This window comes from Vibrio sp. V30_P3S12P165 (assembly GCF_009904905.1).
GTDB lineage: Bacteria > Pseudomonadota > Gammaproteobacteria > Enterobacterales > Vibrionaceae > Vibrio > Vibrio fujianensis.
This window is the reverse complement of sequence record NZ_WXWH01000035.1, coordinates 24,478-35,350: the sequence shown is the minus strand read 5'-3', so window position 1 is coordinate 35,350 and position 10,873 is coordinate 24,478. Positions and strand designations below refer to the sequence as shown.

Below are 10,873 nucleotides of genomic sequence, written 5' to 3'. Positions count from 1 at the left end.
TTTTCTTGAAGACCTTCGAGCCCGTGCTCTAAAAAGGTTTGAACCCATTTGTTTACGCTAGTGCGGCTCACTTTTAGGTATTTGGCAATTTGTGTTCGAGATTGTCCATCTTTGAAATGAGCAAGAGCCAGTAATCTCATTTTCATCTGAATGGATTTTTGCTGACTGGCGAGCTTTTTAAAGTTGATATTATTAAGGCTATTCATGATGAATGACGGTAGTAGTTAAATAGCCTTAATTAGATCACATTTTTATTTAGATTGGTACAAAAAGCGATTCCAGGCACGACACACCTTCGACACAATATCGTTGTAATCGATAAAACTTTGGCTAGCGAGATGGTGTTGCCTGAGCCAACTCCACACTTGTTCTATTGGGTTTAACTCTGGTGAATAGGGAGGAAGCAGATTACGCTGACAATTATGAAAGTGATCGGCAATATCGAGCATATAAAAGGTAGGAATAAGGGGCGCAATTAGTACGCCCCTTATAAGTTATGGGTGATATGGCTTATTTTTGCAGTAATGATATATCAGCAATCTGTAGGAAGAGATTGCGTAGATTATTTAGTAAGGTTAAGCGGTTTTTCTTCAAAGCTTCATCATCGGCCATGACCATTACGTTATCGAAGAAAGCATCTACAGGCTCACGTAGCTCTGCTAATTTGCTTAATGCTTGTTGATAATTACCGGTGGCAAACGCTGGCTCTAATGCTTCACTCATGACTTCGACACTTTCAGCCAAGGTTTTTTCTGCTGCTTCCTGTAGAAGTGCAAGATCAATCTCAGTGGCTAATTCACCATCAAATTTAGCTAATATATTTCCGACTCGTTTGTTTGCTGCTGCCAATGCTTCTGCGGCTTCTAGTTCACGGAAATGAGAGACCGCTTTGACTCGTTGGTCAAAATCTGCGGGTTTAGTTGGATGACGAGCTAACACGGCTTGGATGATATCCACGCTGAAACCTTCATCTTGGTACCAAGCTCGGAAACGGCCAAGCATAAATTCAACTACATCTTGCTCAACTTGGGCATTGGTGAGTCGATCACCAAATAAAGATTTTGCTTTTGCGACAAGATCAACTAAATCAAGTTGGTAGCCATATTCAACGATGATACGCAAGATACCTAATGAGGCTCGGCGTAATGCGAAAGGATCGCTCCCTTTAGGGGCTTGGCCAATACCAAAGATACCAACGATAGTATCCAATTTATCCGCAATAGCGACAGCTGCAGACACGCCATTTGCTGGGAGTTCATCTCCTGCAAAGCGAGGCATATACTGTTCGTTGAGTGCAACTGCGACTTCTTCGGCTTCTCCATCATGCCTCGCATAATGCATACCCATTACGCCTTGAGTATCGGTAAATTCAAAGACCATAGAGGTCATTAGGTCACATTTTGCTAAAAGGCCTGCTCGCTTGGACTTTTCGACATCGGCATCAATTTGCTCGGCAATATAACCGGCAAGTACTGTAATACGGTCTGTCTTATCTTTAATGGTACCAAGTTGTTGTTGGAATATAGCTGTTTCAAGTTGAGGAAGACGATCCACTAACTTACTTTTTAAGTCAGTATTGAAGAAAAACTCGGCATCAGCTAAGCGAGGTCGAACGACTTTTTCGTTACCTTCAATCACGTGCCGAGGTTCTTTTGATTCAATATTTGAAACAAAGATAAAGTGAGGTAGCAGGTTCTTATTGGCATCATAGACGGGGAAGTATTTTTGATCGCCTTTCATGGTGTAAACCAAGGCTTCAGAGGGGACTTTCAAGAACTTTTCTTCAAATTTTGCCGTAAGTACAACGGGCCATTCGACCAAAGCAGTCACCTCTTCAACTAACTCATCTTCTAGGTCAGCTTTTCCACCTACTTGCTGTGCGGCTTTTTGAGCGTTAGCGATGATGGTTGCTTTACGAACATCATAATCGGCGATGACCTTACCTCGCTCTTCTAAGATAGCCGGGTATTGTGCTGCATTATCAATAGTAAATTCGGCTTCACCCATAAAGCGGTGACCACGAATGGTTCGAGCGGATGGAACGCCTAAAATTTCGCCTTCAATCAGTTCATCACCGAGTAAAATAGTCAGTGTTTTTACCGGGCGAATAAATTGAGTGTCTTTGTCTCCCCAACGCATCGGTTTTGCGATAGGTAAGCTCGCTAATGCTTTGGTCACCAATTCAACAATAATTTGTTTAGTTGCTTGGCCTTTAACGTCTTGTTTGAAAAGTAACCATTCACCTTGAGCGGTTTTTAATCGTTCTGCTTGTTCAACGGTAATCCCATTACTTCGCGCCCAGCCTTGTGCGGCTTTGGTTGGGTTTCCTTCTGCGTCAAAGGCCACAGAAATTGCGGGGCCTCGCTTTTCAACAACTTTATCTGCTTGTTTTTCTGCTAGTTGAGTGATTTTTAGCGCTAAACGACGCGGGGTCGCAAACCATTTTAGATCTTGGTATTCCAGATCTGCAGCGGTTAATTCTGCAGAAAAATTGGCAGCAAATGCTTCTGCAAGTGTACGTAGTTGTTTTGGTGGCAGCTCTTCTGTGCCTAGCTCAATAAGAAATTCTTTTGCCATGTTATTTGTCCTCACCCTTTTTACACATAGGGAAGCCTAACGCTTCACGAGAGGCGTAATAGGCTTCTGCCACGGCTTTGGTTAGGTTGCGAATACGTAGAATGTAACGTTGACGTTCCGTTACCGAAATCGCCTTACGTGCATCCAAGAGGTTAAACGCATGAGCCGCTTTTAGGATGCGCTCATAAGCTGGCAAAGAGAGCGGTTTTTCAAGTTCTAGTAGCTGGTTACACTCTTTTTCACATTGGTCGAAGAAAGTGAATAGGAAGTCAACATCGGCATGTTCAAAGTTATAAGTGGACTGCTCAACTTCATTTTGGTGGAAGATGTCACCGTAGCTGACTTTACCTAGTGGGCCGTCTGTCCAAACTAAATCATATACAGAATCAACGCCTTGAATGTACATGGCTAAGCGTTCAATTCCATAAGTAATTTCACCGGTAACGGGTTTACATTCAAGACCACCAACTTGTTGGAAGTAGGTAAATTGAGTCACTTCCATACCATTTAGCCAAACTTCCCAACCTAGGCCCCAAGCGCCGAGAGTTGGGTTTTCCCAGTTATCTTCCACAAAACGAATATCGTGAACTTGTGGATCAATACCGAGTACTTTTAGTGAGCCTAAATACAGTTCTTGAATGTTGTCTGGTGAGGGTTTGATAACCACCTGAAATTGATAGTAGTGCTGCAGACGGTTAGGGTTCTCACCATAGCGACCATCAGTTGGGCGACGGGAAGGTTGAACATAAGCGGTCGCCATTGGCTCGGGGCCAAGCGCACGCAGGCATGTCATTGGATGAGAGGTGCCTGCGCCTACTTCCATATCTAATGGTTGCACAATGGTACAGCCTTGTTGGGCCCAATAATCCTGCAGCGCGAGGATCATACCCTGAAAGGTTTTGATATCGTATTTTTGCATAGTCAGGTTCGCGCGATTCTTTTGTCTGAATTGATAAAAAATAACAATCAAGTATACCGAGTTATTCTCTGACAAAGTAGGGGTAATGTTGACGAATTAATCACCAGAAATGATTTTTAGCTAAGTTTTAGTCTATTGCGGTATATAAACCAGCTTATCAAGGGTGGTTTTAAGATTTATTCGTTGAGATTGTTCGCGAAGCTGGATAGAATTCCTCCGTCTTTGGGGAGTAGCTTACCGATTAACCAATGTGTGTTGTTCGGTTCGTTCGTCAACATAATTGGTGCTCAATCACCGTGGCGTTCGAGACTTGAAATCTCTTTGAGTTTAGCAAGACCTTAGACAAACATTACGAACCGGGGTGGGGCGTCGTGTTTGTCTATGGTTATATAATAATCCCGCCCCAATGAGCCTGTCGTGAGTGTTTTAGTTATTTCAATTACTAGTGTTGCTTTGGCCGAAATTGGGGATAAAACCCAATTGCTGTCTTTGTTACTTGCTAGCCGATATCGAAAGCCCATACCTATTATTATGGCTATTTTTTTAGCGACTGTTGTTAACCATGCTTTAGCGGCGTGGTTGGGCGTGGTTGTGGCAGATTATCTTGCTCCTGAGTATTTAAAGTGGGTGGTGGTGGTGAGCTTCTTGCTTATGGCTATATGGGTATTGATTCCTGATAAATTGGATGATGATGAAAACCTCTCTAATCGAGGGCCATTTATTGCCAGTTTTATTGCTTTTTTTATTGCAGAGATTGGCGATAAAACCCAAATTGCTACTTCAATTTTAGGGGCGCAGTATGCAGATGCGTTAGCTTGGGTTGTGGTGGGTACAACGATAGGCATGTTATTGGCTAATGCTCCAGTAGTGGTGATTGGTAAGTTGTCAGCAGATAAGATACCGTTAGGCTTGATCCGTAAAATAACGGCGATTCTTTTCTTTACCTTGGCCATTGGTGCCGCATTATTTTAGGTACTGGATCACGCTCTACAACAAAAGCTGATGAGAGCGTGATATCTGCCATATTCGTGTCATATGAGTCGTGCTAGTGTTATTAATATCTGCTGTGAAAGAGGGGCGCATTTATGTTGACACGTTATATAGGAATGAGCGCCAAAAGTCAGAGCTACTTATTCTCTTTTGGTTTTGTCTTAACTTTACTCGGAATGGCGTTGACCAATATGTGGCTACCCATGGTGATTGGTGCCATTATTATGGTTGGGTTAACGGTAGAAGCTTGGATTCGAGTTGCTTACATTATCCCATTGCACGACGAGCTAAGAACGGTACAGCAACAACTGAAAAAATTACAAACGGATATTCGTTCTATTGAGTATTAAGAGTAGTGAAAAGGCAGCGTTATGCTGCCTTTATTGTGCTAAGCCATGCCTTTTTTAATCAAATACTGATAGGGTAAAGTTTCGATTTGCGCCGCAAGTAGTTGGTGATCCATAAAGCGACAAAAACTAGGTATGTCGCGAGTTGTCGAAGGGTCATCAGCTGTGATGAGCAAGGTTTCCCCGTCCTGCATATTACGAATTGTCTTCCTGACCATCATGACTGGTTCTGGGCAGCGTAATCCTTGTGCCTCTAATGTTAGCGTGGCTAATTCAGGATCAAAATTCATCGTTGAGCCTAAGATATATGACAATTAAGGGCTAGATAATACTGGCGAATAAAAAATATTCAATAACCCCTTGGCAAAGAGATTAAAATACCATATTGTAATTAACAATTGGTTAACATCTTACCCTGCAACACCGAGTATGATTCCGACATTATCCCTAGGTTTTCTTGGGCTTCCCCGCTGAAAGGCGGGATTTTTTTTCTTATTTCCGTACACTAGCCTTTATTTACTATTGGGAAGGTAGCATCTGTGGAATTAGAAGAGGTTTACCGACGAGACTTAAATTTACTTGTTGCTTTACGGGTATTAATTGATGAAGGTAGCGTGAGTAAAGCGGCGCATCGATTAAGTCTTAGCCAATCGGCAATGAGCCGAGTTCTTGGTCGGTTAAGGGATATGCTGGACGATCCTCTTTTAACTCGTCAGGGACAGTACCTAGTTCCGACAGAAAAAGCGCTCACTATTTATCACGCGGTCGATCGTCCGCTCGAAGTGCTTAGACAAATTCTTTCGCCTGTAGAATTTGAACCTTTGTTGTGTGAGCAGCGTTTTACCATTGCAACAACGGATTATGCAATACAGACAATTCTCCCTTTTGCATTACCCCGAATTTATCAAGAGGCACCGAAGGTTTCCCTTGAGTTTCAGCCTCTGCATCATAATCGATTAATCGATCAACTGACCCATGAAGGGGTGGATTTTGCGATTTGTCGACCAACGACTTCGGTGGCACCGTTACAGAGTGAGATTCTTGGTCGAGTCGGTGTGCTGTGTTTGCTTTCAAAGCTTCATCCTTTAGCTTACCAGTCTATGCAGTTAAGTGATTATTTGGCGTATCCACATGCCATGATTGCAATCAGTGATGGAGTAAAGGCTTTGATTGAGCAAGCTCTTGTTGAGTACCCTAAACGCAAGATGGTACTCCGTGCTTACCATTTGGAATCCGCTTTGGCGATTGTCGATAGTATGCCTTTAATTATTACCGTTCCAGCCGATCTAGCATTCTTAGTTGCAGAACGTTATGACTTAGTGGTTAAACCATTACCGTTTCAATTTACTCCGTTTGATTACTCTTTGATTTGGCATCCCCGTTGTGAACATGCCCCAGCTCAGGCATGGATAAGAGATATTGTGAAGCAAGAATGTAGTCGCTTGATAGCTAAGCGTGTTGAAGAAATGAAACTTTAATATGGGGCAAGAATTAACATTCGAGCCCCGTAATTTGTGGTGAAAGCTGGCTTATAATTTAATCACAACGCGGCCAGTAATTTGTCCATTGGTAATGGCTTCCGCGTACTGGGGGGCTTGCTCAAGCGTTATTTCATGACTGGCTTGTTCGAAGTAGTAGTCCGGTAAAAGTTTCGCTAGGTTGTTCCATGCTGCGATTCTTTTCTCTGCTGGGCAAGCAACGGAATCAACTCCTTGCAGGCGAACATTACGTAAAATGAACGGCATGACGGTTGTGGGTAAATCAAAGCCACCGGCTAAACCACAAGCTGCAACGGTACTGTTGTAGTCCATTTGTGCTAACACTTTTGCTAATATCTTGCTACCGACGGTATCAATAGCTCCGGCCCAGATCTGTTTTTCTAACGGACGAGCGGGTTGTTCAAACTCTGAACGGTCAATAATGCGTTTAGCACCGAGCTTTTCAAGTAGAGGGCCATTTTCTGCTACTCGTCCTGTCACAGCGGCAACATGGTAGCCTAAATTTGCCAATAGCGTGACGGCAACAGAACCGACCCCACCACTGGCTCCGGTAACAAGAATCTCTCCTTGATCTGGTTTGATATTGGCATCGAGTAAGGCTTGTACGCAGAGCATAGCGGTAAAGCCTGCAGTTCCAATCATCATGGATTTTTTGCTACTAAGACCTTGGGCTAATGGAACTAACCAGTCTGCTTTTAGGCGAGCTTTTTGCGCCATACCGCCCCAGTGGTTTTCACCGACACCCCAGCCAGTGAGTACCACCTGATCACCCGTTTGATAACGAGGATCTTGTGATTCAAGTACGGTTCCCGCCAGATCGATTCCCGGAACCATGGGAAATTGACGAATGATTTTACCTTTACCTGTAATGGCTAAGCCATCTTTGTAGTTGAGGGAGGAGTAGTCCACCGCCACTAAAACCTCTCCTTCCGGCAATTGACACTCATCAAGTTGTTCAATGGTGGCAAGGGTACGTTTTTCTTGTTGGGTAAGAACTAAGGCATTAAACATTCCGATCTCCAATATTTGCGTAGCAAAGACAATATGTTGCTAAGTGTAGTCTTGAATAGGGTATGACTAAAATGAAACTTTAGCATTGATATTATGCGCATGATGCATTAGAGAGTAAAAATGCCAGTCGGTGACTGGCATTGAGAGAGTTAGGATAAGAAAAATTGGTAGGAAGGGTTATCCGTTTCATCTTTACACTGGTAGCCCAGTTCACGAAGATGGGCAGAAAAACGCGAGAGATCATGCTCTTCCAGTTCAAAACCACATAAAACTCGTCCGTAGTCCGCCCCATGGTTTCGATAATTAAATAGACTAATATTCCAATGGGTACCCAAGGTGCTTAAAAATTTTAGCAGCGCACCAGGGTATTCTGGAAACTCAAAACTATACAACCGCTCTTTGAGGGGCTTGGACGGCTTACCTCCGATCATGTATCGTACATGTAATTTCGCCATTTCATCCTCAGACAAGTCAACCACCGGGTAGCCACCACAGCGTAATTCACTGATGATAGTGTTTAGCTCATCTTGGCCTCCAAGTAATCGCACCCCAACAAAAATATTGGCCAGTTGATCGTCGTTATAGCGATAGTTAAATTCTGTTACCGCCCGGTTACCAATAATATGGCAGAATTGAAAAAAAGCACCCTTACGCTCAGGAATGGTTACGGCGAGTAGCCCTTCGCGTTTTTCACCGAGTTCACAGCGTTCAGAAACATAGCGTAAACCATGGAAATTTGTATTTGCTCCAGAGAGCACCGTCGCTAACTGCTTTCCTTCAATATTATGTTTTTCAACAAACTTTTTTAGACCTGCTAACGCCAATGCACCAGATGGCTCTGCAATTGCTCGGGTATCTTCAAAAATATCTTTCACTGCTGAGCAGATTTCGTCACTGGATACGGTAATGTGATCATCAATGTATTGTTGACATAAACGAAACGTTTCATCGCCAATGCGTTTTACCGCAACCCCATCAGCAAACATACTGACTTGGTCTAGCACGACCGGTTCTCCGGCATCTAACGCGGCTTTCAAACAGGCGGAATCTTCGGGTTCAACGGCAATCACTTTTATTTCAGGCATCAATTGCTTGACTAACACGGCAACGCCTGCGGCTAAACCACCGCCACCAACTGGGACAAAAATATAGTCTAAGTGCCCATTTTGTTGCAGCATTTCCATCCCCATGGTGCCTTGACCTGCAATGACGAGTGGGTGATCGAAGGGGGGAACAAAAGTATAGCCGTGTTGCTCCGTTAACCGTTCTGCTTCCGTTTTTGCTTCATCAAAATTATTGCCATGTAAAACCACATGGCCACCAAATCCGCGAACGGCTTCAACTTTGATATCTGGGGTGGTTTTGGGCATCACAATGGTGGGTTTTATTCCCAACCGGCTGCCAGAAAGTGCCATACCTTGAGCATGATTGCCCGCAGAAGCGGTGATAACCCCCGCTTGTTTCTGTACTTCGGTTAAATTAGCGACCATATTATAAGCGCCGCGCAGTTTAAACGAGTGGACGGGTTGACGGTCTTCTCGTTTTAATTGCACCCGATTTTTGATCCGAGCTGATAATCGTGTCATCTCTTGTAAAGGAGTGACAAGGGCTACCTCATAAACTGGAGCACGGAGAATTTGGCGCAGATAATCTGCGCCCGTTTGTTTCGTGAGAGTCATGCATTACCCCTCAAGCTTAGATTTATCGCGTACTGCCCCTTTGTCTGCGCTGGTGGCCATACTGGCGTAAGCTTTCAGAGCAAACGAGACTTCGCGTTGACGGCTTTTGGGTTTCCATCCCTGTTGATCTTGCTTCGCGCGTCGTTCGGCGAGTTCAGCGTCAGTCACATTCAGGGTAATGGTTCGATTAGGAATATCGATGGCAATAATATCGCCGGTTTTGACTAAACCAATAGTACCACCGTTGGCAGCTTCAGGAGAGGCGTGGCCAATAGAGAGGCCCGATGTGCCGCCAGAAAAACGCCCATCGGTGAGGAGAGCACACTCTTTACCCAATCCCATCGATTTAAGATAGGTCGTTGGATAAAGCATTTCTTGCATACCCGGCCCGCCTTTAGGGCCCTCGTAGCGAATTACCACCACATCGCCTGCTTTAACTTGCCCACCGAGAATGCCTTCAACCGCCGTTTCTTGGCTTTCAAAAACCACGGCTGGCCCAGTAAAAGTCAGAATACTTTCATCCACACCAGCGGTTTTCACAATACAACCATCAAGGGCGATATTGCCTTTGAGTACCGCTAAGCCACCATCTTGGCTAAAGGCGTGCGCTTGGTTGCGAATACAGCCTTCGGTGCGATCATCATCTAAGCTTTCCCAGCGGCAATCTTGCGAAAAGGCTTGTGTCGTACGAATGCCAGCTGGCCCTGCACGGTAGAATGCCTTTATCTGATCGGAATGAGTTTGCATGATGTCATACTGCGCTAATTGTTGTTCGAGCGTTAAACCTAACACCGTTTTGGTCTGGGCATTGAGTAGCCCTGCTCGATTTAATTCTCCCAGAATACCCATCACGCCACCAGCGCGGTGCACATCTTCCATATGGTATTTTTGGGTAGAGGGGGCAACTTTGCATAAATGAGGAATTTGACGTGACATACGGTCGATATCAGTCATATCAAAATCGACCTCACCTTCTTGAGCGGCAGCCAGTAGGTGTAGAACGGTATTGGTTGAGCCGCCCATTGCAATGTCTAATGCCATGGCGTTTTCAAAGGCGGCTTTGTTGGCAATATTACGAGGCAACGCCGATGAGTCATCTTGCTCATAGTAACGTTTGGTCAGTTCTACAATACGGCGGCCAGCGTTTAAGAATAGTTGTTGGCGATCTTTATGTGTGGCGAGTAATGAACCATTACCCGGTTGAGAAAGGCCTAGCGCTTCGGTTAAGCAGTTCATCGAGTTGGCGGTAAACATACCAGAACAAGAGCCACAAGTCGGGCAAGCGGAGCGCTCAATTTGCTCACTTTGTTCATCAGAGACTTTGGGGTCTGCGCCTTGAATCATGGCATCGACCAGATCCAGTTTGATGATTTGATCAGAAAGCTTGGTTTTTCCTGCTTCCATTGGGCCACCAGAGACAAAAATAACCGGAATATTCAGGCGTAGTGAAGCCATCAACATTCCCGGAGTAATTTTGTCACAGTTCGAAATACACACCATGGCATCGGCGCAGTGAGCGTTGACCATGTACTCAACCGAGTCGGCGATCAGTTCCCGTGAAGGCAGTGAATAGAGCATACCGCCATGCCCCATAGCGATACCATCATCGACAGCAATGGTATTAAATTCTTTGGCAATACCGCCAGCCGCTTCAATTTCCCGAGCAACCAGTTGGCCGAGATCTTTGAGGTGTACGTGACCGGGAACAAATTGAGTAAAGGAGTTCACGACCGCAATGATCGGTTTGCCGAAGTCTTCTTCTTTCACTCCCGTGGCGCGCCACAATGCGCGGGCACCAGCCATATTACGTCCATGGGTTGTGGTGGCGGATCTATATTTTGGCATTGTTTG

Annotated in this window: 11 protein-coding genes; 3 read left to right on the top strand and 8 right to left on the bottom strand. The window is 44.7% G+C overall.

The genetic code is table 11. From position 1 onward, the window contains the following. The 4 genes from CAG57_RS07340 to glyQ form a co-directional block, all read right to left on the bottom strand. The coding region (locus CAG57_RS07340) for a helix-turn-helix domain-containing protein (protein WP_443083797.1) at nt 1-146 on the bottom strand (146 nt) is incomplete at its 3' end. A gap of 105 nt (nt 147-251) precedes the next feature. Further along, nucleotides 252-449 (bottom strand): transposase, encoded by a 198-nt coding sequence (locus tag CAG57_RS07335; RefSeq protein WP_272924569.1) that lies wholly within the window; start codon nt 447-449, stop codon nt 252-254. Between the two features lie 61 nt (nt 450-510). After that, entirely contained in the window at nt 511-2,577 is a 2,067-nt protein-coding gene (glyS, locus tag CAG57_RS07330; protein WP_099610072.1) for a glycine--tRNA ligase subunit beta, read from the bottom strand. A gap of 1 nt (nt 2,578) precedes the next feature. Then, nucleotides 2,579-3,496 (bottom strand): glycine--tRNA ligase subunit alpha, encoded by a 918-nt coding sequence (gene glyQ / locus CAG57_RS07325; protein WP_099610073.1) that lies wholly within the window; start codon nt 3,494-3,496, stop codon nt 2,579-2,581. A gap of 417 nt (nt 3,497-3,913) precedes the next feature. On the opposite strand from glyQ, the gene CAG57_RS07320 reads away from it, so the two are divergent. Beyond that, on the top strand, nt 3,914-4,468 hold the full coding sequence (locus CAG57_RS07320; RefSeq protein ID WP_161427844.1) for a TMEM165/GDT1 family protein: 555 nt from the start codon (nt 3,914-3,916) through the stop codon (nt 4,466-4,468). A gap of 113 nt (nt 4,469-4,581) precedes the next feature. Then, nucleotides 4,582-4,836 carry a hypothetical protein gene (locus CAG57_RS07315; RefSeq protein WP_161427845.1) on the top strand — a complete coding sequence of 85 codons (255 nt, stop codon included), beginning with the start codon at nt 4,582-4,584 and terminating at the stop codon, nt 4,834-4,836. A 38-nt stretch (nt 4,837-4,874) separates the two neighbouring features. Here the strand turns inward: CAG57_RS07315 and tusA are convergent, their stop codons facing one another. After that, the gene (gene tusA, locus CAG57_RS07310; protein WP_099610076.1) at nt 4,875-5,123 is read right to left on the bottom strand and encodes a sulfurtransferase TusA; all 249 of its coding nucleotides are present in this window, start codon (nt 5,121-5,123) and stop codon (nt 4,875-4,877) included. A 249-nt stretch (nt 5,124-5,372) separates the two neighbouring features. On the opposite strand from tusA, the gene CAG57_RS07305 reads away from it, so the two are divergent. After that, on the top strand, nt 5,373-6,311 hold the full coding sequence (locus tag CAG57_RS07305) for a LysR substrate-binding domain-containing protein (RefSeq protein ID WP_161427846.1): 939 nt from the start codon (nt 5,373-5,375) through the stop codon (nt 6,309-6,311). Nucleotides 6,312-6,362: 51 nt separating this feature from the next. On the opposite strand, the gene acuI is transcribed toward CAG57_RS07305, so the two are convergent. The 3 genes from acuI to ilvD form a co-directional block, all read right to left on the bottom strand. Beyond that, nucleotides 6,363-7,343, bottom strand: a complete 981-nt coding sequence (acuI, locus tag CAG57_RS07300) for an acrylyl-CoA reductase (NADPH) (protein ID WP_099610078.1) — start codon at nt 7,341-7,343, stop codon at nt 6,363-6,365. A 149-nt stretch (nt 7,344-7,492) separates the two neighbouring features. Beyond that, on the bottom strand, nt 7,493-9,022 hold the full coding sequence (ilvA, locus tag CAG57_RS07295; protein WP_161427847.1) for a threonine ammonia-lyase, biosynthetic: 1,530 nt from the start codon (nt 9,020-9,022) through the stop codon (nt 7,493-7,495). Nucleotides 9,023-9,025: 3 nt separating this feature from the next. Next, nucleotides 9,026-10,867, bottom strand: coding sequence for a dihydroxy-acid dehydratase (gene ilvD, locus CAG57_RS07290; protein ID WP_099610080.1), 1,842 nt, complete (start codon nt 10,865-10,867; stop codon nt 9,026-9,028). Nucleotides 10,868-10,873 lie beyond the last annotated feature (6 nt).